Consider the following 20,492-nt stretch of genomic DNA (forward strand, 5'->3'; position numbering starts at 1 on the left):
GGGGCCGTCGTGTCGCCCGGACCGGCAGCCGCGGGTCAGTCGGCCGAGCCGAGGGTGACGTTGACGGTCTCCCGTTCGCCGTCCCGCTCGTACTCCAGCTCGACCTCGTCGCCCGGCTCGCGGTCCCGCACCATGGCCTGGAGCTCGCCGTGGGAGTTGACCCTGCGGCCGTCGAAGCTGACGATCACGTCGCCCGGCTCCAGCCCGGCCTCGTCGGCGGGGCCTCCGGTCTCGACGGCGTTCGGACCGTCGTCGATGACCGCGCCGATGACCGGGCTCTCCTGGTCGTAGGTGACCCCGAGGTCCGCGTAGGTGGTCTCACCGTGGTCGATCATCCGGTTGACGACCTGCTCGGCCTCGGTGGAGGGGATCGCGAAGCCGAGGCCGATGTTGCCGCCCGGCTGCTCGCCCATGGTGCCGCCGCCCATGGTGACGATCATCGAGTTGACCCCGATGACCCGCCCCTGGATGTCCACGAGGGGGCCGCCGGAGTTGCCGGGGTTGATCGCCGCGTCGGTCTGGAGGGCGAAGAACTGGCTCTCGCCCTGGTCCGAGCTGACCGGCCGCTCCACGGCGCTGATGATGCCCTGGGTGACCGTCCCGGCCAGGCCCAGGGGCGCACCGATCGCGATGACCTCGTCGCCGACGACCGCTTCGTCCGAGTTGCCGAACTCCAGCGGCTCGACGTCGTTGGGATCCTCCAGTTCCAGCACGGCCAGGTCGGAGCTGGGGTCGGAGCCGACCACCGTGCCCAGGCTGAACTTGCCGTCGCTGTACTCGATGATGATCCCGTCCTCCTCGAGGGGCGCGGAGACGTGGTCGTTGGTGACCACGTAGTCGCCCTCGATGACGAAACCCGAACCGCTCGCCCCGACGCGGCCGCCCGCGCTGCGCAGGGAGACCACGCTCGGGCTGACCCGCTGGGCCACACCCGCGATGGTGTCGGGGGCGCGCTCGGGCGCCTCGGGAGGGGGCTCGTTGATGATCGGCCCCTCCTGGGGAGGCGGGGCCTCCTGCTCGCCCGAGGAGCTGAGCAGGCCGCCGGCGAGCCCGCCCGCGCCGCCCGCGATGAGGGCGACGACCAGCATGCCGCTCAGCGCCGCCCAGGCGGGGATCCCGCGCTTCGCGGAGATCGTCCCGGGGGCCGGGGCGGGCTGGCCGTACTGGGTCGCCGGGGCGCCGGGGGGCACGGCGAAGTGTCCGTGGCTCTGGGAGCCCTGCTGGGAGGGCTGCCCCTGGTAGGACGGCTGCCCCTGCGGGGCCTGTGGGGCCTGCGGAGTCTGCGGGGCCTGGTGGGGGGTCTGTCCGTACTGGCCGGACTGCCCCTGCTGGGGGTGCTGGCCCTGGTTGTAGCCGGTGGGGTCTTCCGGGGAGGACGGGTTGGGGTGCATGGGGTCTCCGCTGCCGGGGGTCGAACCCTGGGTGGTGCCCTGGTTCACGGGACGTTCGGGCTGGGGAGGGCGGCCTCCCTGGGGGTGGGGCGGAGCGATCCACGCGCCGGTGGGCCGCGACGGGGGTTCCGCGGGCGCCTGCCCCGTGGCGGGCGTGTCCGGCACACCTCGCTGGGGTACGCCGCCGTTCGGCGAAGGGGTCCACCCCTCAGCGGGCTCCGAACGGTCGTTGTCCTGACTCAAGACCTGCTCCGTATGTCGCTTGGCTTTCGGCTCGGCAGACGCTCCGCCGGTCGGCCAGGCCCCTACAGGAGACCCAACCGGGACAGACCTCTCAGCACCCTGGCCCAGAAGCCGGAGTCCTCGGGCCCCGGCAGCGCGGTCACCGCTGATGAGGCCAGGTCCGCGGGGGCGTCGGCCAGGACGGTGTAGACGAAACCGTTCGCCTGCCACACGCTCTGGTACTGGCCCACGTCTCCGCCGAAGATCGTGTCGTGCCCTGTTGTGACGCCGCCTCCCCCCGTTCCGGTTCCGGCGTATCCGTTACGAAGTGTGGAGGGATGTTCGGTTCCCAGCTTGCCACGTTGGGTGAAGACCGACACCTGGGAGAGCCCGTCCGAGTAGACGGCGTGCACGACCTGCTCGCCCTCGTAGCGCTTGGCGCGGGCGTCGACCAGCCTGAGGTTCCAGGTCAGGTTCTCGGGCATCACCCAGCCCGCCTCGCGCAGGTCGCTGCGCTCCTCGCTGTTGAGCGCGTCGCCCCAGGGGGAGTCCCCGAGGACCTCGTCCGGCCAGGCGCCCTCGCCCAGGCTGAGGTCGGTGAGGTGGCTGCTGAAGGCCGGTTCGCCCGCCCGGTCGTACACGGTGTGGCCGAGGAGCAGGTCTGTCTCGGTGTCCACCCAGAAGCGCCCGGCGACGGTGGAGTCCGCGCGCAGCACCTCCACCAGGTGGGCCGGGCGGCCGTCGAGGCGGCCGGGGCCCGTGTCCACCACGTGGTAGTTCTCTTCCAACGCGTCCAGCAGGCGCTCGTCGAGGGACTCCAGGGCGGAGGAGGCCAGCACGACGAAGGCCTGTTCCCCGTTCTCGCCCTCTCCGGCCGTCGGCGACATGGCCACGCCGGCGCCGGGGCGGTTGACCACGTGCACGTCGACCCCGTCCCGGTCGCTGTTCTGCGGGCCCCGCACCTCACGGACGGCGCTGTAGGCCACCCGGTTGTTGGCGGCGGCCGCGCGTTGCAGCACGGCCATGCCGTCGTCCTCACCCTTGGCCGGGACCGAGGTCGCGTCCGGGTGCACCGCACCGGTCAGCACGAGGACGCACAACAGCGCGGCGACGACGGAAGCGGGACCGGAGTTCGGGCCGGAAGAGGGGTGCCCAGCCCTCAACGGGTCGTGTCGGTCGACGCCGAGGGGCGCTCGGCCGCGACGGGCAGGGGCTCGAACGGCGGGCGGTCCGCGGGCAGCGGTTCCACGACCGGGATCTGGCGGCTGGTCACCGCGTGCTCGACCGCGAAGTCGGTCAGGTGGGGTTCCACCACCGGGGCGTCCTCGCCCTCACCGCCCGCCACGAACGCGCTCCCCAGGAGCGCCGTTGCCACCGCCAGCCCGGCGACCGCGTAGCGCCCGCCGGAGAAGTGCGGCAGCAGGCCGGAGAACCGGTCGGCGCCGCCCTGGCGTTCGGGCCGCGGCGGAACGTGCCGCTCCGGCCGGGTGCGCGGGCCGCTCCCCTGCTCGGTGCTCGACCCGGTCGGGCCCGCCATCAGGGGCCCACCCCCGGGGAACCCACCGAGAGGGCGGGAGTGTCCCAGTGGCGGGCTGGACCCGAAAGGGCTGTTCGGGGGCGGGTCGGAGGGGCCTCCATCACCCCGGTCACCGGGTCTGCCGCCGGGACCCGCGGCCGGGCCGCCCAGGCCGGGCTGGGACATCAGGCGGCCCATGAAGTCCATGTCGGGTTCGGGTTCGCCGAGCCCGGTGAGCCGGCGCTTGAGCCGGCGCATCATGTCGGCCTCGAAGCGGCACGACTCGCACTTGGCCAGATGGATGAGGGCGCGCTCGTGTTCGGCCGCGCCCAGTTCCCCGTCGATGAGCGCCGAGAGGCGCTCCCCGAGGTGGTCCATGCTCACTCCGCCTCCCCGTGCATCACGTTGGTTCCACCGTTCCGGGGTCCGCCGGGGCCGTCGTTCTCGGCCGCCAGGGACCTGCGGTGCTCCAGGGCGCGGCGGAGTTGGGCACGGCCCCGGTGGATACGGCTGCGGACGGTGCCGAGCTTGACGTCGAGGGTCGCCGCGATCTCCTCGTAGGAGAGCCCCTCGATGTCGCACAGCACGACGGGGGCGCGGAACTCGGCGGGCAGGGCGTCCAGCGCGCTCTGGATGTCGGCGTCGAAGTGCCGGTCGTGGTAGCGCTGGGCCGGTGAGGGCTCGCGGCCCTCCAGGCGTTCGTCGGCGTTGTCGGCCAGACCCTCGAAGCGGATGCGGGCCTTGCGCCGGGCCATGTCGAGGAAGAGGTTGGTGGTGATGCGGTGGAGCCACCCCTCGAAGGTTCCGGGGGTGTAGTTGGCGAGGGAGCGGAACACACGGATGAAGACCTCCTGGGTGAGGTCCTCGGCGTCGTGCTTGTTCCCGGTGAGGCGATAGGCCAGCCGGTAGACCCGCGGCGAGTGAACGCGCACGACCTCTTCCCAGCTCGGGGGTTCCCATGCCTCGAACTCCACGGCTGGGCCGGTCTCTGGCACCGCGCTGCTCCCTTCGTCCCGCTGATCCACTCCACGAGCCGATCCTTCACACGGGGGTCGGTCGGGGGGAGTTTACTTCGTGGCGATCAACGTGCGTTCATCCCGATTCAACGCCGGGGGACGCCGATTAAGTTCCCGTCGCCACACTCGGAGTTCCGACCGGATCAGGCTAGTCTTTTGCCCAGGGACAATACCTGGACGCGACCGCCATTCTACGGTGGGTGACCATCCCCCGGTCAGAGCGCCTGGCCACGATATTCAGCAGTACTTGGGAGGCCGTCATCAGCGCAGAAGAGAGCGTCGCCCGGACCGCGTGGGTCCGGACCGAGCAGGCTCGGTTCGAGGAGTCCGCCATGGGCGATGGTCCTCTGGCGGACGCCTACGACGCGGGGGTCCGTGCCGCGGCACCGCCCGTGGACGCGGCGACGGGGGCCGCGCTGCGGTTCCTCACCGCCGCGATAGGGGCCAGATCGGTGGTGGAGATCGGCACCGGGTGCGGGACGTCGGCGATCTGGCTGCTGCGGGGGATGGCCCCGGAGGGGATCCTGACGACGGTGGACGTCAACGCCGCCTACCAGGACTACGCGCGATCGGCCCTCTCCCGGGCGGGTTTCGGTGCGGGGCGGGCCCGCCTGATCCGCGGTACGGCGCTGGAGGTGCTGCCCCGGCTGACCGACGGCGGCTACGACATGGTGACGGTCGATGCCGACCAGGTCTCCTACCCGGCCTACCTGGAGGAGGCGCTGCGGCTGCTGCGCCCGGGCGGGGTCGTGGTGTTCAACAACGTCATGACGGCCTCGGGCGAGCCGGACGGCCCGCTGCGGGTCCCGGGTCCGGCGGAGGTCGCCGTGCGTGAGGTGATGCAGCGGATGCGGGAGGACGAGGCGTTCATCCCCCTGCTGGTCCCGGTCGGCGAGGGCCTGCTCGCGGCGATCCGCCCGTAGGGCGCAGCGGAGACGCCGAGGGCCCGGCCGGAAGACCTCTTCCGTCCGGGCCCCTTCCGTTCGCGGACCTACTTCCGGGCGAGCCAGCGCAGCAGGGTCCGGGTGGCGAAGGCCGTTCCGCCCTTGGAGAGCAGGCCGCTCTCCTTCATGGACCGGCCCGGACCGGCGATGTCCAGGTGGGCCCAGGGCAGGCCGCCGGTGAACTCGCGCAGGAACAGCGCCGCGTCGGTGGCGCCGGCCGGGCCGAAGTCCCCGCCGCGGGTGCCGATGTTGGCCAGGTCCGCCACCCGGGACTCGGTGGTGGGGACGTAGTCCTCCGTGAGCGGCATCCGCCAGAGCGGCTCACCCGACTCCTGGCCGGCCGTCTCGATCTCGGCCGCCACCGTGTCGTCGGTGGCGTACAGCGCGCCGATCCCGGTGCCCAGCGCCAGCTTGGCGGCGCCGGTCAGGGTGGCGACGTCGACCAGGACGTCCGGGTCGAGCTCGGTGCTGGCGTAGCCCATGGCGTCGGCCAGGACCAGGCGGCCCTCGGCGTCGGAGTTGAGCACCTCGACGGTCTTGCCGGTGTAGGTGGTCAGCACGTCACCGATGCGGGTGGAGTCGCCGCCGAAGGCGTTCTCCGCCAGCGCGAGCAGGCCGGTGACCCGGACCCCCGCCCCCACGGACGCCAGCGCCGACAGGACGGCCAGCACGATCGCCGAACCGCTCATGTCGGTCTTCATGAGCTTCATGTTGTCGTTGGGCTTGAGCGAGAGACCACCGGTGTCGAAGGTGATGCCCTTGCCGACCAGCACCACGTGCCCGGTGGGGTTCTCCGGCGTGTAGGACAGCTGCACCAGCCGGGGCGGCCGGGCCGAACCCTGACCGACAGCGAGGATGGCGCCGAAGCCCGCGCCCTCCAGGTCCTTCTCGTCCCAGACGCGTACGTCGAGGCCGACGTCGCCGGCCACCTCGCGCGCCCGGGCGGCCATCCACTCCGGGTCCTTGGTCAACGAGGGGGTGTTGATCAGGTCCCGGGCCAGGGCGGTGGCCGTGGCCAGGGCGGTGCCCCGGGTCAGGGCGTCGGCCAGGGCCGCGGTGTCGCCGACGACGTCGATGACGCCCGCGGGGCGCTGGTCCGCCGGGGTCTCGGCGCTCTTGAGCGTGAAGGTGTAGGAGGCGAGCAGGGCGCCCTCGGCGAAGGCCGTGGCCGCCGCGTCGTCCGCGCCCGGCCAGGCGAGGGCGACGCGCTCGTTGCCCCGTGCGGCCCGGGAGAGGGCGGCGCCGGCCTTCCGGAGGTCGTCGGGGCTACCCGAGCCGACTCCGAGAAGGGCCAGGCGGACCAGGCCCCCGTCCCGGGACACCGGGAACTGGGAGAGCTCACCGGGCTTGCCGGTGAGCGCGTAGTGCGCGAACAGATCCGCGAGCGGTGACGGAAGGACCTGTGTCAATCCGCCGTCGGTGACCCCTTCGACCGCCTCGGGGCCTTCCTCGCCCGTGAGTACGGGGAGGACCAGCAGGTCCGCGGTGGATTCGGCGAGGGTCCCCGGTACGGGGTGGATCTCCATGGCGAATGGCACAGGCCGCTCACAATCGTTCACTCAATGGGAGGTTCACGCGTTTGGGAGGTGTGGAACCTCGGGGGTCATCAGGGCGTTCCGGCCCAGGTGGGGGACGGTTTGTGTCCGGTTATCCGACGACACCCTGCAGCGCGTCCCGAAGCTCGGTGGCCTCGTCCGGCGTGAGCTCCACGACCAGACGGCCGCCGCCCTCGAGCGGGACCCGCATGATGATGCCGCGGCCCTCCTTGGTGACCTCCATCGGCCCATCGCTGGTCCTCGGCTTCATCGCCGCCATGCCATTCCCCTTTCTAGGTGTTCCTCGCGGGTGACCGGGGCCGACCCACAGCACCGACGCCGATCCGCTGGAACGTCTCGGCTCCGGAGCCGTAGGCCGGTTCCGCGTGACTCGTGCCCGTGTGGCTTAAGGGACGTGAATCACTCTTCGACCATTATCTCGGAGGTTGACCCCTGGGTGTGCGCCAGGCGACAGCCAGGTCCCTCCGTGAGTGCCCGCCAACGAGGAATCGTTGGACAGTAAGGTTATATCGGTCTCGACCGAAACCCGCGCGGAGCGAGAGCGGCCCCACGGACTATTGCCCCAGGGCAGCGGGTCAAACCAGGAAGCCGACCGAAGCCCTCCCGACGGTGCCGGCCTGCGACTTCCGTCCTCGGTCTCCGCTCAGTCCAACGTGCCGGTGGAGACCATCCGGGTTCCCTCACGGGTGACGGAGGACCACTCCGCGTTGAGCCCCACGCCATCCGAAACGGGCCAGAGCGTCAGTTCCGACTCGTCGACACAACGGTCCTCGGGGTCGGAGGTCTCGGTGTAGGAGTACACCAGCCGGTCGCCGTCGCGCGCCGACAGCTCCAGGGTCCCGAAGCAGGAGAAGGTGGTCCAGACGGTGCTGCCGCGTTCGGCGCCCTCCTCGATCCGCACCTGGGCGTCCCACTCGGCGACGGGCTCCCCGTCGGTGTCGACCTGGTTCATCTGTCCCGACCACGATCCGACGAACTCGTCGGGGTCGGACGTGGTGGTGACCGTGTCGGCGTCGGAGTCGCCCAGGTAGGTCCAGGCCGCGAAGGACCCGCCCCCGAGCAGCAGGAGCACGGCCACGGCCAGTGCCGCCTTGGTGAACTGGCGGCGGCGCTTGCCGCTGTGCCGGGTGGAACGGGGCGGCGGCCACAGGGACATCTGGCGCACCGGGGTGGAGGAGTTCCCGGGCCCGTCCTCTGAGCCCGCCCGGAGTTCGGCTGCTGTGTCCATCCTCGCCATCCTCACCGACGGTCCACCCGCTCCGGCGGAGCGGGGGTACGCATGTACAGCGACCGAGAATAGAGCACCCGAACACACCACATCCGACCAAGAACGACACATCGGATGTGATGCACGGCATACCCGGCCCGGGTGCCCCGGAGCTCCTCGGCGCCCCGGACAGGCCCGGAGGGGCCCGTGCTCGGAGCAGCGGAGGTCGGGACGCGACCTAGACCTGCTCGTCGCGCCTTCCGCCGCCGACCGCGGCGTCGTCGTCCCGGGACGGGGTCTCGGTCTCGGAAGCGTGGTCAGCGGAGGACTCGGGGGCGAAGGCGGAGTCGGGAACGCGTTCGGCGGAGGCTCCGCCGGGCTCGGCGGACGCAGCGGCCGCGGACTCGGCGGGAGCCCGGTCGGCCGGCAGTTCCCCCTCGCCCGGAAGGTACGAGCCGGGCTGGGGCCCGGAGCCCCGGGGGACGTAGGACGGGTCCAGGCGGGCCAGCCGCCACTCCAGGTCCTCGATCCGCTCCTCCCGCTCGCGCAGGGTCCCCGTGAGCCGGACCAGCAGCTCGTCGACCGCGCGCACGTGGTACCCCCACATGGACAGGGGGAGCAGGAGGCCGCCCAGGTCCCGGGAGCCCACGGGGCGCCCCTCGGGCAGGTTCAGCGGGGGGAAGTCCGCCTCGAACCGGGCGAGCTGGCCGCCCTTGCCGAGCACGACGTAGACCACGCCGACGAGCACGGCGAGCGCGGCAGCGGCGACCAGGATCATGATGAAGAAAGGCACGGCACCGATCGTGCCACACCGCCGCACTCCCTCGGGAGCCGCTTCGCGTGGGAGACTCGGCGGGTGTCGAATCCGCTCTTTCGAGTCCTGACTCCCGACGCCTCTCCCGACCCGGCGTCCGGGACCGGTTCCGCGCCCCCCTCCTGGACCGCGGACGCGGGGCACCGCCCGTCCGCCGCACGCGTCGCGGAACTGGTCGCGGGGGGACACACCGTCCTGGTCCGCTGCACGCGACCGGACGGCGAGCCCCCGCGCACGGACCTGCCCCCGGCCCCTCCCGGGATCGCGGGAGCCGTCCCGGTCGAGGCCGCCGAGGAGGTGGCTCTGGCCGCGGTGTACGCCTGGGCGGGCGCGCGCGTGTTCGTCACGGCCCACCCGGAACGGGTCCGCCGGGCCCTGGACATGGTCGCGTCGGTGCGCGGCGAGCGCCCGCCCGCCGCCGTGCGCAGGGGACTCGTCTGAGAGCGGACCCGCCCCGGGGCCCCGCCTAGCTGGAGGGGCCGGGTTCGGTGCGCTCGAACTTGCTCTCCAGGTGCAGGTGCGCCTGCCGGATGATGTGCACTGCCTCGTCCGGGTCGTCGGTGACGTGGAGCAGCTCCATGTCCTGGTCCGCGATCAGGCCGTGCTTGAGCAGGCTGGACTCCACCCAGTCGCGCAGACCGCCCCAGAACTCAGTGCCGATCAGCACCACGGGGAAGCGGGTGATCTTCTTGGTCTGGACCAGGGTGATGGCCTCGAACAGCTCGTCGAGGGTTCCGAACCCGCCCGGCAGCACCACGAAGGCCTGCGAGTACTTCACGAACATCGTCTTGCGCACGAAGAAGTACCGGAAGGTCATCCCCATGTCGATGTAGGAGTTGAGCGACTGCTCGAAGGGCAGCTCGATGCCGAGGCCGACGGACAGGCCGCCCGCCTGCTGGGCGCCCTTGTTCGCCGCCTCCATCATCCCGGGCCCGCCGCCGGTGATGGTGGCGTACCCGGCGTCGGCCAGCTTGGCCCCGACCTCGACGCCCAGTTCGTAGAACTCGGTCCCGGGCCTGATCCGCGCCGAACCGAAGACGCTCACCGCGGAGGGGAGCTCGGACAGCAGCCCGAAGCCCTCCACGAACTCCGACTGGATGCGCAGCACCCGCCAGGGGTCGGTGTGCACCCAGTCGGAGGGACCCCTCCGGTCGAGGAGCCGCTGGTCGGTCGTGGTGTCGGGGATCGCGCGGCCACGGTAGGTGAGTGGCCCGGCACGCCTCACGTCTTCTTCTTCCGTCATGTCCGTAAAGCTATCCACCCAGGGCGAGCTCACACCCGAACGACGCGTGACACGCTGGTGACCTGTAGCGGACGGGGGCCGGGTCAGCGCCGACCGGTGAGCCAGGCGACCATGCGCTCCTCGGCCTCGCGGATCTGCGAGATCTTCGCGTACTCGTCGCGCGTGTGGGCGAGCATGGGGTCGCCGGGGCCGTAGTTGACTGCGGGCACGCCCAGCTCGGAGAAGCGCGAGACGTCGGTCCAGCCCAGCTTGGCGCGGGCCTCGCCCTCGCCGACCGCGGCGACGAACGCCGCCGCCGAGGGGTCGTCCAGCCCGGGGCGGGCGGGGGCCGAGGAGTCGGTGACCTCGACCTCGAAGCCGTCGAAGACCTCGCGCAGGTGGGCCTCGGCGTCGGCCGGGGAACGGTCCGGGGCGTACCGGTAGTTCACCTGCACCCGGCACTCGTCCGGGATGACGTTCCCGGCCACACCGCCCTCGACGGACACCGCGTTGAGGCCCTCGTGGAAGGTCAGGCCCTCCACCTCGGGCCGGCGGGGCGTGTAGGCGCGCAGGGCGTCCAGGATCGCGCCCGCCTTGTGGATGGCGTTCTCGCCCTTCCACGAGCGTGCGCTGTGCGCGCGCTTGCCGTACGCCTTCACGTCCACGCGCATGGTGCCCTGGCAGCCGCCCTCGATCGTCCCGTCCGTGGGCTCCATCAGGATCGCGAAGTCCCCGGCCAGCCACTCCGGGTGGTTGCGGCTCAGGCGCAGGAGGCCGTTGCGGACGGCTTCGACCTCCTCGTTGTCGTAGAAGACGTAGGTGACGTCGTGGACCGGCTCGGTGACCTGCGCGGCCAGCTTGAGCTGGACGGCCACACCGGCCTTCATGTCGGAGGTGCCGCAGCCGTAGAGGCGGTCGCCGTCCACGTGCGAGGGGACGTTCTCGACGATCGGGACGGTGTCGAGGTGCCCGGCGATCACGACGCGGCGGCCGCGGCCCAGGTCCGTGCGGGCCACGACGGCGTCGCCGTCCCGTGTGACGGTGAGGTGGGGCAGCGCCGACAGGGCGCTCTCGACCGCGTCGGCGAGCGCCTTCTCGTCACCGCTCTCGGAACGGATGTCCACGAGGGCGGCGGTCAGGTCCGCCACGTCCGAGGTCAGGTCCAGCATGGTGTCGCCCCGTTTCGGTGAGGTGTGGGTGTGGTTGGCGCTGCCACCTTAGAACAGACGAGGGGCGCCCTCCCGTGGTGGAAGGGCGCCCCCGGCACCGGTTCAGGTGTGCCTAGGCGTTGACGCCGTGTTCGCGCAGGAGGTCGTTCAGGGCGAGCTTGTCGTGCTCCTGCCCCTCCTCCAGACGCTTGAGCACCAGCAGGACCGGCATGCCGAAGTCGCCGCCGGGGAAGCTCTTGGTCCGGTTGGCGGTGACGCACACCGACCAGGCCGGGGCCTCGCCGCGGGGCAGTTCCTCGCCGGTCTCGGCGTCGAAGACGCGCGTGGAGGACGTGAGGATGGTGCCCGCACCGAGCTTGGCGCCCTTGCGGACGCGGGCGCCCTCGACGACCATGCTGCGCGAGCCGAGGAAGGCCTCGTCCTCGATGATCACCGGGGAGGCCTGCGGGGGCTCCAGGACGCCGCCGACGCCGACGCCGCCGGACAGGTGGACGTTCTCGCCGACCTGGGCGCAGGAGCCGACGGTGGCCCAGGTGTCGACCATGGTGCCGGAGCCGACGTAGGCGCCGATGTTGGTGAAGGACGGCATGAGCACGACGCCCGGGGCGAGGAAGGAACCCCAGCGGGCGATCGCGCCGGCGACGACGCGGACACCGTCGAAACGGGTCTTCAGCGGCATGCGGTCGTGGTAGTAGAAGTCACCGACCTGCGACTCCTGCATGTCCAGGACCTTGAAGCCCAGGAGGATGGAGCGCTTGGCGCGCTCGTCGACCACCACGTCGTCCGTGGCGGGGTCGACGAAGGCCACGCGGGCCTTGCCCTCGTCGATCTGGTCGATGGCGGCGGTGATGATCTCGCGCGCTTCGGTGTGGCCGGGGGTGAGTTCGGAGCGCTGCGCCCAGAGTTCGTCGATCTGGTCGGGCAGCGGACTCTTGTACGAGCTGGTCATGTGAACCCACGTTAGCCGCTCGGCGGGAGTGCGTCGTATGCGCCCCGCCCGCCCGGACTGAGCCTTTCACCACTCGGCGGTACCACAGCGCCACCTGGGCCGGAACGCTCCCCCCGGAAGGGTTTCTGTGCGAGTTCGCGGCGCCGACTACAATTTCGCCGAGGCCCGCCAAGGACCGTCCTCCCGGACCCCTCCGTCAGGACCCCGGCGTGCCCGGCGCACCGGAACCGAAGCCCCGCGAGGGCCCGGCCACGGTGCACTCCACCTACCGCCGACCCTTGGTGCGCCCGTGCCCAGTAAACGCAGGAAGTTCTCCGCGTTCGCCAAGATCCTCCTCATCCTGACCTTCGTCTGCGGCCTGTTCGTCGCCGGGGCCTACTACGTGCTGACCACGTTCGAGCCCCTGGACACCCGTGACCGGCCCGACCCCGGCTGCCGTCTGGACCTGTCGGACGGCCGCTACGCGATGGAGGCCACGCAGGCCGTGAACGCGGCGACCGTGGGCGGTGTGGCCTTCAGCAGGGACCTCCCCGAGCACGCGGTGACGGTGGCGTACGCGACGGTGTGGCAGGAGTCCACGTTCTACAACGTGGAGTACGGCGACCGGGACTCCCTGGGACTGTTCCAGCAGCGCCCCTCCCAGGAGTGGGGCGAGCCGGACGAGATCCTGGACCCGGTCTTCTCCAGCAGGGCGTTCTACGACAAGCTGGCCGAGGTGGACGGCTGGGAGGACCGTCCGGTCTACGAGGCCGCGCAGGCCGTCCAGCGCAGCGCCCACGGGTTCGCCTACGACCAGCACGAGGAGCTGTCCGCCCGGATGGCCGTGGCGTTCACGGGACGGAGCGGCCCCTCGGCGACCTGCTGGTTCGACGAGGAGACCCTCGACTCGATGCACGCGGGGGACGCCGACACCGCCGGGGCCGAGGAGGAGATGGCCCGGGTGTTCGGCACCGACCCGGCTCAGCTTCCCGTGGCCGAGGACCAGGCCGGCCAGACCGGTGACCTGGGGTGGGCGATGGCCCTGTGGGCCGTGGTGCACGCCGAGGAGTACGGGATCACGTCGGTGACGTACGAGGACCAGCGCTGGCAGGCCTCCGACGGCATGGACGGCGAGGAGGCCTGGTCCGAACTCGAGGACGAGAGCGACCACACCGGCGGCCGCGTGGTGCTCCGCTGACGGCGTGGCGCTCCGCTGACGGCACGGCGGGCGACGCCGAGGCCCTCCGTGCCTTCGCGCCCCGGGCGCGGTCGAACCGGCCGGGCCCGGGGTGAGCAGGGAATGAGCGCGGCCCGGGCCCGAGCGACTCGGGTCCGGGCCGTCGCCGTGGGTTCGGCTACTCCGAGAGGCGCTTCACTGCGGTGTCCACGCGCTCGTCGGTGGCGGTGAAGGCCACTCGCACGTGGCGGCCGCCGGCAACACCGTAGAAGGTGCCGGGGGCGACCAGCACGCCGCGTTCGGCCAGGGCGCCGACCGCGCCCCAGGAGTCGTGTTCGGGGTGGGCGGCCCACAGGTACAGGCCCGCGTTCGAGTGCTCGATCGTCCAGCCCGCCTTCTCGAAGGCGGTACGGAGCTTGGCGCGGCGGGCGCGGTAGCGCTCCTTCTGCTCGGCGGCGTGCGCGTCGTCGTCCAGGGCGGCCTTCATGGCGGCCTGCACCGGGGCGGGCACGATCATCCCCGCGTGCTTGCGCACCGCGAGGAGTTCGGCGACCAGGCCGGGGTCGCCCGCGACGAAGGCGGCGCGGTAGCCGGCGAGGTTCGAGCGCTTGGACAGGGAGTGCACGGCGAGCAGGTTCTCGTGGGAGCCGCCGCAGACGTCCGGGTGCAGGATCGACACGGGTTCCGTGCCGTCCCAGCCGAGGTCGAGGTAGCACTCGTCGGAGGCGACGATCGCGCCCCGCTCCCGGGCCCAGGCCACGACCTTGCGCAAGTGGTCCACGCCCAGGACGCGGCCGGTCGGGTTGCCGGGCGAGTTGACCCACACCAGCTTGACGTCGGCCGGACCCACCGAGGTGAGGCCGTCGGAGGCGACCGGGGTGGCCCCGGCGATCCGCGCGCCCACGTCGTAGGTCGGGTAGGCCAGTTCGGGGTGGACGACGGTGTCGCCGGCGCCCAGGCCGAGCAGGGTCGGCAGCCAGGCCACGAGCTCCTTGGAACCGACCGTGGGCAGCACCGCTCCGTCGGCGACACGGACGCCGTGGCGGCGCTCCAACCAGCCCTGGACGGCGGCGCGCAGTTCGGGCGTGCCCCAGGTCAGCGGGTAGCCGGGCGAGTCGGCCGCGTCCGCGAGGGCCTGCTGGAGGGTGGCGGGCACCGGGTCGACGGGGGTGCCGACGGACAGGTCGACGATGCCGTCGGGGTGGGCCGCGGCCGTCTTCTTGTACGGCGTCAGACTGTCCCACGGGAAGGTCGGAAGCCGGTCGGTCACCGGTCGACGTTCACCCATCGGTGCACACTCCATCCTGTTACTGCCTGGTCCTGTTCGGAAATCCCCGGGCGGGCCCGCACACAACAGCGTCGCGCCGACCCCCCGGCCGGGGGTCGGCGCGACACGTCGTGATTCGGCTGGGCCCACACCCACGCAACCTCTGCGCCAAGGGGATGCGGTGGCGGAGCGCCGCTACTCGGCCTGCGGGGGCAGCTTGGCGACGATCGGGTGGTCGCGGTCGATCTTGCCGACCTTGGAAGCGCCGCCGGGAGAACCGAGGTCGTCGAAGAAGTCGACGTTCGCCTTGTAGAACTCGGACCACTGCTCGGGCAGGTCGTCCTCGTAGTAGATGGCCTCGACCGGGCAGACCGGCTCGCACGCACCGCAGTCCACACACTCGTCCGGGTGGATGTAGAGCATGCGGTCACCCTCGTAGATGCAGTCCACGGGGCACTCGTCAATGCACGCCTTGTCCAGCACATCAACACAGGGCTGCGCGATGACGTAGGTCACGTCGTACTCCTTGTCTCACCCCCGCTTACCCACGGGGGAGGCGGGGACCTTCAGAGCTCTCCGGCACCCCTCCGACGTGCGGGCGTCGGCTGCGGTCCGGGCTCTGCAAGCAATTGGCACAGATGTCGTACTCCTAGTATGGCGTCGAAGAACACCCATCGCACACTCGGGGGGCTTGATTTCATGCACTTGCGAGGACAACTGGTCCACAGGATCGTTCCGGATGACCTCGGTAGCCGGGTCTCCGTGCGAATCGCCCTCCCCGATGGCGGTTTCACCGATATCGTCGGAGTGGTGGAGTCCTGGGCCGAAGGTGTGCTCACGCTGCGCAGGAGGGACGACTCGACGGTGGAGGTCGCCGAGGCCGACATCGTCGCGAGCCGCGTCGTCCCCCCGGTCCCCCCGCGCCGGCGTGGCGGGCGTCCCCCACAGACGCCCTGACACGTGTCCGCGCACGCGTGTCCGCCCTCCGAACAGCCCGGACGGCTCCGCACTGACTCACCTGAAGGATCACGACCCGCCCAACGGTCACCAAGGGGTGCCCATCGGCACCCGCACGCTGGCATTCTTCGGCCTTTCCGGGGTAGGAGAGGCTCAGCCCCGGCGCGGCGGTTCCCCCAACCGTGACCTCGGGCGGACAACGAAGCACCGCGCCCGGCCGTCCCACCCCTGACGGACCGGGCACGAGGTACGCGGGGAGGTGGTGCCCATCATGAGGGAGGCAGTCGCGTCCGCACTCGCCGAACTCGCCCGGCGGGACGAGCGGGCGGCCGACATGGCACGGCTGGCTCTGGGCACACTCGCCCCCGACGGAGAGATCCAACGGCTCAACCAGCACGCCGTGCAGCGTTTCTGCTGGTACGAGCTACCCATGCGCTTCCAGAACTCCGCCGACGACCGGCTGTTCGCGGTGCGTTCCCTCGGACACCTCTTCCAGCTCCTCAAGCTGAACCGGTACGCGCAGGTCTGCTCGGCCTCCGAGACCGCCACCCTGCTCGCCCTCTACGACGCCGACCACACCGCGGGCCTGGCCATGTACGAACGGCTCATGTGGGAGTCCGGGGTGGAACCGCCCGACCTGCCCGAACTCACGTGGGGCACCGCCGTCGGCGACATGGAGCTGCACGCACGGCGGGAGACCGCCGCGGCCCTGGAGCTCGCGATCTCCCTCGGCGACATCCGGCCCGGCAAGCGCGGCTGGCGCCCCGCCCAGGAGCGGTTCGCGCGTTCCTTCCTCACCCAGCCCGACCACCGGGGGCTCAGCCACCTGGACCGGATCCGCGAGGAGCGGGTCCGCGCCTGGATCTCCTCGTCCGCGCACCCGCACCGGCAGCGGCTGTGGCCGCTGGTGGGGCAGATCATCGCCGGGGCGGACGTCCCGCGCGGCTCCGTCGCCGCCATGGCGCCGCTGCAGCGGCTGCTGGACCTGGCGGCGGACGGGATCACCCTCACCCAGATCGGTTACATCTCCCCCGGCGTGGTCCGGCAGATGTGCGAGGACTTCGGCTGGTCCACCTCCCCCGAACCCCCGCGCAGTGAGACCGACGCCACCCAGATCATCGCCCTGCACCAGGTGCTGCGCACGATGCGCGCCGTGCGCCGGTCCGGTCGCCGGCTCGAACTCACCCGCCGTGGCCAGCAGCTGCGCGACGACCCCGAGGCACTGTGGCAGGCCGCCACGGAGACGCTGTGCCGGACCGGCGGCATCGAGCAGGCCGCCGCCGAGACCCTGCTGGGACTGCTGCTGGGCCGTTCACCCCAGGGCCTGGGTTCGCACGCCCGGCGCGGGATCTCCGACGCCGAGGCGGCCGAGCAGGTCCTCACCGAGTCCGGGTGGCGGCCCATGGAACCGCCGGTCGCCGCCGGTCGGCACGCCGCGGCGCACCGGCGTACCGCCGACACCGCCTCGGACCAGGTGCGCGCGATGGTGATGGCGGTCGGCTGGCTGCTGGAGGCGCTCGGCCTGGTCTGCGGGAACGACAGCGACGGCCGCCGGGAGCTCACTCCGCCGGGGCGGGCGTTCGCTGTGGCGTGCCTGCACAAGTCGGCGGTGGCCCCCCGCGCGGTGGTCTGACCCCGCCCTGGGACACTTCCCCTTGTTTTCCGAGAAACGAGGGAGAAGCAGATGTCGCGTCAGGTCACCGTCGTCACGGGCGGCAGCCGGGGTATCGGCGCCGCCACCTGTGTCCGGCTGGCCCGGGACGGCCACGACCTGGTGCTGGGGTACGTCAGTGACGGGGTCGCCGCGGAGCGCGTCTCCGAGGAGGTGATGGCGGCCGGGGCCCGGTGCGTGACCGTGCGCGCCGACACCTCGGACGAGGCGGGGGTCGAGCGGATCTTCGACACCGCCGCCGCGGAGTTCGGCACGGTCACCGGGCTGGTCAACAATGCCGGGGTGACCGGGCCGCTGGGCCCGTTCGCGGACGTGTCCACCGAGGACCTGCGCCGCGTGGTCGAGGTCAACCTGCTGGGCTACCTGCTGTGCTGCCGACGTGCCGTGCGGGAGATGCGCCGGGGCGGCGGTGGCGCGATCGTGAACGTCTCCTCCGCCGCGGCGACCCTGGGCAGCCCCGGCGAGTACGTGCACTACGCCGCGACCAAGGCCGCGGTCGACACCCTGACCGTGGGCCTGGCCAAGGAGCTCGGACCGGACGGCATCCGGGTCAACGCGGTCTCCCCGGGCATCACCGAGACCGACATGCACGCCGCGATGGGCGCCCCCGACCGCCCGGCCCAGGCGGCGGGGCGCATCCCGCTCGGGCGTGCGGGTCGGCCCGAGGAGATCTCCGGCGCGATCTCCTGGCTGCTGTCCGCCGACGCCTCGTACACCAGCGGAACCGTCCTGCGGGTGGCGGGCGGGATGTAGGGGGCCGCGACGGCCCGGTTCCGGGGCGGCACCCGCTGCGAAGAGGTACGGGCCAGGGCCTAACCTGGAGCGCGAACCACCCGCGACCAGCAGGAGCACCATGCCCACGCCCGAGCCGCCGCAGAAGGCGGAACCCGACGACGTGACCGTTCCCGACGCCGTGAGCGAGGACTCCGGCGACGAGTCGCGCGCCGCCGACCCGTGGGAGCAGATGCCCGACGACGCCCTGAACGCCGCGGGGGTCGGCGCGGAGCGCTCCACCAGGCGTGACGCGGACGACGACACGGAGGACGCTGGCTCCGACGACGCGGGCCCCGGCGACGCGGGCCCCGGCGACGCTGGGGCCGCCGCCAAGAGCAAGGAGAAGCCGGAGCGGGCCGAGGGCTGGGCGGACTTCCTGCCCAGCCCTGTCTTCGTGCTGCTGCTGGGCCTGACCGGGTTCGCGGGCTGGCTGTCCTGGCGCGCCGTCGAACTGGACTGGGCCGCCGAGGGCACGGCGGTCACCCCGCTGATCCCGCCGCTGCTCATCCTGTTCGGGTGGTTCGTGTCGGTGGCCGTGCACGAGTTCGCGCACGCCCTGGCCGCCTACCTGGCCGGCGACCGCTCCCTGCGCGGCAGCGCCTACCTGCGGTTCAACCCGTTCGCCTACCGCGAGGCCTTCGGCGGCCTGGTGCTGCCGGTGGTGTACCTGGGGTTGGGCGGGTTCGGCCTGAACGGGCCGCCCACCTACGTGGACTGGGACCGTGTCCCGACCCGCGGCCGCCGCGTCATGGTGGCGCTGGCCGGTCCGCTGGCCAGCCTGCTGCTGTCCGCCTTGCTGGCTCTCACCGTGTCACTGCTGGTGCCCGTCGGCCAGGACAGCGTGAACTGGGCGATCTCCGCGATGGCCTTCCTGTCCCTCGCCAACCTCACCAGCGCGCTGGTGAACCTGCTGCCCGTGCCCGGGCTGGACGGCTACCACGTCCTGGCCGCGTTCCGGGAGCCGAAGTGGACCGCGTTCGTGAAGGCCAACGGCCTGTTCTGCTCGATCGCGGTGTTCGCGGTGCTGTGGCTGCCGGTGGTGCGGGACGTGTTCGAGACCTCGGTCTACACGCTGTTCGAGCTGATCCTGCCGAACCCGAGCATCCCCGGGATGATGTTCCACGGGAAGCTGCTGCTCCAGTTCTGGGCCTAGCCCGGGTTCCGGGGCTCGGCTCCGGCCCGGGGCCCAACCGGATCCACCCGGGTCTCAGTTCTGGGACTGGGCCCGGGCCGGGGGCGTGGTGCGCGGCGGCAGGACGAAGCTGCGCACCACGCCGGCGGCCAGGGCGATCATGGAGCCGAACAGGAAGACGTAGTTCACCAGCTTGACGGGGAACAGGATGCTGCCGCCGGTCACGTAGCCGAGCATGGCCATCATGACCGCGACGTAGCCCAGCGCGAAGGCCAGGGCCCCGGACTGGCGGCGGCTCCCCCACCCGGCGAGGCGGCACAGCGCGTACAGCAGCACGACGAACGCGACCAGCGCCGCCACGCCCGCGGCCTGCGCGGCCAGCCCCGCGTCCCAGTAGTGGGAGACCCAGCCCATCGAGAACCCGGACAGCACCCCCACGGCCAGGCCCGTGACGAGCAGGACCGCGAAGGAGAGCACGGTCACCGCCGAGGACGCGAACGGGTTCGGACGGCTTTGTGGCGCCGGGGCCGTTTCAGGAGTGGTCACGAAAGACGAGGGTAGGCGCTTCCCCGGAGGGAGGACGCCACCCCCTCCGGCGGCTTCGTCCGGGCTCACAGTCCGGCGAAGAGGTCCGTCTCGTAACCGTCCTCCGTGGCCTTGGGCGGCGGCCCCATCAGCAGGGTGAAGTGCTCGACGGCGTCGATCTCCTGGGCGATGCCGTTGGAGAGCGCGAACCGTTCCCCCTCCACGGTGATCTGGGTGGCGTGCGCCCGCATGGCCAGGGCCTTGGCCGCCCAGTGGTCGGTGGCGTCGATCCGGGTGGTGACGATCGCGTCGGGGGTGCCCCTGGCGATGTCCGACACCTGCTCGGGCGGGGTGAAGGGCCCCGCCTCCTCGTTGAGCCGCGCGATGGACTCCTCGATCCGGGAGACCGGCTGGGCGATCGCGTAGAGCTTGCCGACCTGCCAGGGCGTGCCGGGCATGGCCCGCTCGTTGGCCTTGGCGCAGGCCCGGCGGGTGACCCGGTGGGCCTGGACGTGGTCCGGGTGGCCGTAGCCGCCGTGTTCGTCGTAGCTGACGAGCACGTGCGGACGGACCTCGCGGATGACCTCGGCCAGGCGCCTGGCCGCCTCCTCCACGTCCGCGCCCCAGAACGCGTCGGGATGCTCGTTGGTGGGACCGCCCATCATCCCGGAGTCCCGGTAGTGGCCGGGGCCGCCGAGGAAGCGGTGGTCGCGGACGCCCAGGGCCACGCAGGCCTTGTCGAGCTCCCCGATCCGGTACTCACCCAGCGTGTCCTCGCGGTCGGAGGTCAGGTGGGCGAGTTCGTCGGGGATGACCTCGCCCTCCTCGCCCAGGGTGCAGGTCACCAGGGTGACACCGGCCCCCTCCGCCGCGTACTTCGCCAGAGTCGCACCGGTGACGATGCTCTCGTCGTCCGGGTGCGCGTGCACCATCATCAGTCGCCTGTCCATCACTCAGCGAACAATACCGGCCGGGTGCCCGTATCCCTGCCCAAACACACCCA

Annotated in this window: 22 protein-coding genes; 7 read left to right on the top strand and 15 right to left on the bottom strand. The window is 72.0% G+C overall.

Annotation, left to right across the window (positions count from 1 at the left end):
- Nucleotides 1-35 precede the first annotated feature (35 nt).
- The 4 genes from D458_RS0103160 to sigE all read right to left on the bottom strand — a co-directional run bounded on the left by D458_RS0103160 (nucleotide 36) and on the right by sigE (nucleotide 4,103).
- On the bottom strand, nucleotides 36-1,391 hold the full coding sequence (locus D458_RS0103160; protein WP_239647872.1) for a S1C family serine protease: 1,356 nt from the start codon (nucleotides 1,389-1,391) through the stop codon (nucleotides 36-38).
- Nucleotides 1,392-1,696: 305 nt separating this feature from the next.
- Nucleotides 1,697-2,776: a sigma-E factor regulatory protein RseB domain-containing protein gene (locus D458_RS0103165; protein ID WP_026118949.1), complete on the bottom strand. Its 1,080-nt coding sequence runs from the start codon at nucleotides 2,774-2,776 to the stop codon at nucleotides 1,697-1,699.
- Complete coding sequence (locus D458_RS0103170; RefSeq protein ID WP_051049559.1) at nucleotides 2,773-3,507, bottom strand: anti-sigma factor family protein; 735 nt, start codon at nucleotides 3,505-3,507, stop codon at nucleotides 2,773-2,775. The genes D458_RS0103165 and D458_RS0103170 overlap by 4 nt, the downstream gene beginning before the upstream one ends.
- Nucleotides 3,508-3,509: 2 nt before the next feature.
- Complete coding sequence (gene sigE / locus D458_RS0103175) at nucleotides 3,510-4,103, bottom strand: RNA polymerase sigma factor SigE (RefSeq protein ID WP_017585277.1); 594 nt, start codon at nucleotides 4,101-4,103, stop codon at nucleotides 3,510-3,512.
- Nucleotides 4,104-4,477: 374 nt separating this feature from the next.
- On the opposite strand from sigE, the gene D458_RS0103180 reads away from it, so the two are divergent.
- Nucleotides 4,478-5,068: an O-methyltransferase gene (locus tag D458_RS0103180; protein WP_017585278.1), complete on the top strand. Its 591-nt coding sequence runs from the start codon at nucleotides 4,478-4,480 to the stop codon at nucleotides 5,066-5,068.
- Nucleotides 5,069-5,136: 68 nt separating this feature from the next.
- Here D458_RS0103180 and D458_RS0103185 read toward each other — a convergent pair whose 3' ends face one another.
- From D458_RS0103185 to D458_RS0103200, 4 genes are all read right to left on the bottom strand, one after another.
- Nucleotides 5,137-6,627, bottom strand: coding sequence for a leucyl aminopeptidase (locus D458_RS0103185; protein ID WP_026118951.1), 1,491 nt, complete (start codon nucleotides 6,625-6,627; stop codon nucleotides 5,137-5,139).
- 109 nt (nucleotides 6,628-6,736) lie between these two features.
- Entirely contained in the window at nucleotides 6,737-6,904 is a 168-nt protein-coding gene (locus D458_RS35230; RefSeq protein ID WP_014909697.1) for a DUF3117 domain-containing protein, read from the bottom strand.
- Nucleotides 6,905-7,288: 384 nt separating this feature from the next.
- On the bottom strand, nucleotides 7,289-7,873 hold the full coding sequence (locus D458_RS0103195; RefSeq protein WP_017585281.1) for a hypothetical protein: 585 nt from the start codon (nucleotides 7,871-7,873) through the stop codon (nucleotides 7,289-7,291).
- A 217-nt stretch (nucleotides 7,874-8,090) separates the two neighbouring features.
- The gene (locus D458_RS0103200; protein ID WP_017585282.1) at nucleotides 8,091-8,645 is read right to left on the bottom strand and encodes a hypothetical protein; all 555 of its coding nucleotides are present in this window, start codon (nucleotides 8,643-8,645) and stop codon (nucleotides 8,091-8,093) included.
- A gap of 63 nt (nucleotides 8,646-8,708) precedes the next feature.
- Here D458_RS0103200 and D458_RS0103205 point away from each other — a divergent pair, with 63 nt between their 5' ends.
- Nucleotides 8,709-9,107 (top strand): hypothetical protein, encoded by a 399-nt coding sequence (locus D458_RS0103205; RefSeq protein WP_017585283.1) that lies wholly within the window; start codon nucleotides 8,709-8,711, stop codon nucleotides 9,105-9,107.
- Between the two features lie 25 nt (nucleotides 9,108-9,132).
- On the opposite strand, the gene D458_RS0103210 is transcribed toward D458_RS0103205, so the two are convergent.
- The 3 genes from D458_RS0103210 to D458_RS0103220 form a co-directional block, all read right to left on the bottom strand.
- On the bottom strand, nucleotides 9,133-9,909 hold the full coding sequence (locus D458_RS0103210) for an LOG family protein (protein WP_193374582.1): 777 nt from the start codon (nucleotides 9,907-9,909) through the stop codon (nucleotides 9,133-9,135).
- A gap of 83 nt (nucleotides 9,910-9,992) precedes the next feature.
- Nucleotides 9,993-11,057, bottom strand: a complete 1,065-nt coding sequence (gene dapE / locus D458_RS0103215) for a succinyl-diaminopimelate desuccinylase (RefSeq protein WP_017585285.1) — start codon at nucleotides 11,055-11,057, stop codon at nucleotides 9,993-9,995.
- A gap of 112 nt (nucleotides 11,058-11,169) precedes the next feature.
- The gene (locus tag D458_RS0103220) at nucleotides 11,170-12,006 is read right to left on the bottom strand and encodes a 2,3,4,5-tetrahydropyridine-2,6-dicarboxylate N-succinyltransferase (protein WP_017585286.1); all 837 of its coding nucleotides are present in this window, start codon (nucleotides 12,004-12,006) and stop codon (nucleotides 11,170-11,172) included.
- Nucleotides 12,007-12,295: 289 nt separating this feature from the next.
- On the opposite strand from D458_RS0103220, the gene D458_RS0103225 reads away from it, so the two are divergent.
- Nucleotides 12,296-13,183 (top strand): hypothetical protein, encoded by an 888-nt coding sequence (locus tag D458_RS0103225; protein ID WP_017585287.1) that lies wholly within the window; start codon nucleotides 12,296-12,298, stop codon nucleotides 13,181-13,183.
- Between the two features lie 157 nt (nucleotides 13,184-13,340).
- Here the strand turns inward: D458_RS0103225 and dapC are convergent, their stop codons facing one another.
- Both dapC and fdxA read right to left on the bottom strand, forming a co-directional pair.
- On the bottom strand, nucleotides 13,341-14,450 hold the full coding sequence (gene dapC / locus D458_RS0103230; protein ID WP_017585288.1) for a succinyldiaminopimelate transaminase: 1,110 nt from the start codon (nucleotides 14,448-14,450) through the stop codon (nucleotides 13,341-13,343).
- 174 nt (nucleotides 14,451-14,624) lie between these two features.
- Entirely contained in the window at nucleotides 14,625-14,945 is a 321-nt protein-coding gene (fdxA, locus tag D458_RS0103235; RefSeq protein WP_014908468.1) for a ferredoxin, read from the bottom strand.
- Between the two features lie 183 nt (nucleotides 14,946-15,128).
- Between fdxA and D458_RS0103240 the strand changes: the two genes are divergently transcribed.
- The 4 genes from D458_RS0103240 to D458_RS0103255 all read left to right on the top strand — a co-directional run bounded on the left by D458_RS0103240 (nucleotide 15,129) and on the right by D458_RS0103255 (nucleotide 18,985).
- Entirely contained in the window at nucleotides 15,129-15,386 is a 258-nt protein-coding gene (locus D458_RS0103240) for a putative acetyltransferase (RefSeq protein WP_017585289.1), read from the top strand.
- Nucleotides 15,387-15,657: 271 nt separating this feature from the next.
- Nucleotides 15,658-17,019 carry a hypothetical protein gene (locus D458_RS0103245; RefSeq protein ID WP_026118952.1) on the top strand — a complete coding sequence of 454 codons (1,362 nt, stop codon included), beginning with the start codon at nucleotides 15,658-15,660 and terminating at the stop codon, nucleotides 17,017-17,019.
- 51 nt (nucleotides 17,020-17,070) lie between these two features.
- Nucleotides 17,071-17,811, top strand: coding sequence for an SDR family NAD(P)-dependent oxidoreductase (locus D458_RS0103250; protein WP_017585291.1), 741 nt, complete (start codon nucleotides 17,071-17,073; stop codon nucleotides 17,809-17,811).
- 100 nt (nucleotides 17,812-17,911) lie between these two features.
- Entirely contained in the window at nucleotides 17,912-18,985 is a 1,074-nt protein-coding gene (locus D458_RS0103255; protein ID WP_017585292.1) for a site-2 protease family protein, read from the top strand.
- Nucleotides 18,986-19,039: 54 nt separating this feature from the next.
- Here the strand turns inward: D458_RS0103255 and D458_RS0103260 are convergent, their stop codons facing one another.
- Both D458_RS0103260 and mshB read right to left on the bottom strand, forming a co-directional pair.
- On the bottom strand, nucleotides 19,040-19,510 hold the full coding sequence (locus D458_RS0103260) for a hypothetical protein (protein WP_239647873.1): 471 nt from the start codon (nucleotides 19,508-19,510) through the stop codon (nucleotides 19,040-19,042).
- Between the two features lie 65 nt (nucleotides 19,511-19,575).
- Nucleotides 19,576-20,442, bottom strand: coding sequence for an N-acetyl-1-D-myo-inositol-2-amino-2-deoxy-alpha-D-glucopyranoside deacetylase (gene mshB, locus D458_RS0103265; RefSeq protein WP_193374583.1), 867 nt, complete (start codon nucleotides 20,440-20,442; stop codon nucleotides 19,576-19,578).
- Nucleotides 20,443-20,492 lie beyond the last annotated feature (50 nt).

Source organism: Nocardiopsis ganjiahuensis DSM 45031 (genome assembly GCF_000341085.1).
In the GTDB taxonomy this organism is placed as follows: Bacteria; Actinomycetota; Actinomycetes; order Streptosporangiales; family Streptosporangiaceae; genus Nocardiopsis; species Nocardiopsis ganjiahuensis.

Coding starts and splice junctions, on each gene's coding strand:
- D458_RS35230 (WP_014909697.1), bottom strand. CDS start 6,904: ATGGCGGCGATGAAGCCGAGGACCAGCGATGGGCCGATGGAGGTCACC.
- D458_RS0103245 (WP_026118952.1), top strand. CDS start 15,658: ATGAGGGAGGCAGTCGCGTCCGCACTCGCCGAACTCGCCCGGCGGGAC.
- D458_RS0103255 (WP_017585292.1), top strand. CDS start 17,912: ATGCCCACGCCCGAGCCGCCGCAGAAGGCGGAACCCGACGACGTGACC.
- dapC (WP_017585288.1), bottom strand. CDS start 14,450: ATGGGTGAACGTCGACCGGTGACCGACCGGCTTCCGACCTTCCCGTGG.
- D458_RS0103170 (WP_051049559.1), bottom strand. CDS start 3,507: ATGGACCACCTCGGGGAGCGCCTCTCGGCGCTCATCGACGGGGAACTG.
- D458_RS0103220 (WP_017585286.1), bottom strand. CDS start 12,006: ATGACCAGCTCGTACAAGAGTCCGCTGCCCGACCAGATCGACGAACTC.
- D458_RS0103250 (WP_017585291.1), top strand. CDS start 17,071: ATGTCGCGTCAGGTCACCGTCGTCACGGGCGGCAGCCGGGGTATCGGC.
- dapE (WP_017585285.1), bottom strand. CDS start 11,057: ATGCTGGACCTGACCTCGGACGTGGCGGACCTGACCGCCGCCCTCGTG.
- D458_RS0103180 (WP_017585278.1), top strand. CDS start 4,478: ATGGGCGATGGTCCTCTGGCGGACGCCTACGACGCGGGGGTCCGTGCC.
- D458_RS0103210 (WP_193374582.1), bottom strand. CDS start 9,909: ATGACGGAAGAAGAAGACGTGAGGCGTGCCGGGCCACTCACCTACCGT.
- D458_RS0103160 (WP_239647872.1), bottom strand. CDS start 1,391: ATGCACCCCAACCCGTCCTCCCCGGAAGACCCCACCGGCTACAACCAG.
- D458_RS0103195 (WP_017585281.1), bottom strand. CDS start 7,873: ATGGACACAGCAGCCGAACTCCGGGCGGGCTCAGAGGACGGGCCCGGG.
- D458_RS0103240 (WP_017585289.1), top strand. CDS start 15,129: ATGCACTTGCGAGGACAACTGGTCCACAGGATCGTTCCGGATGACCTC.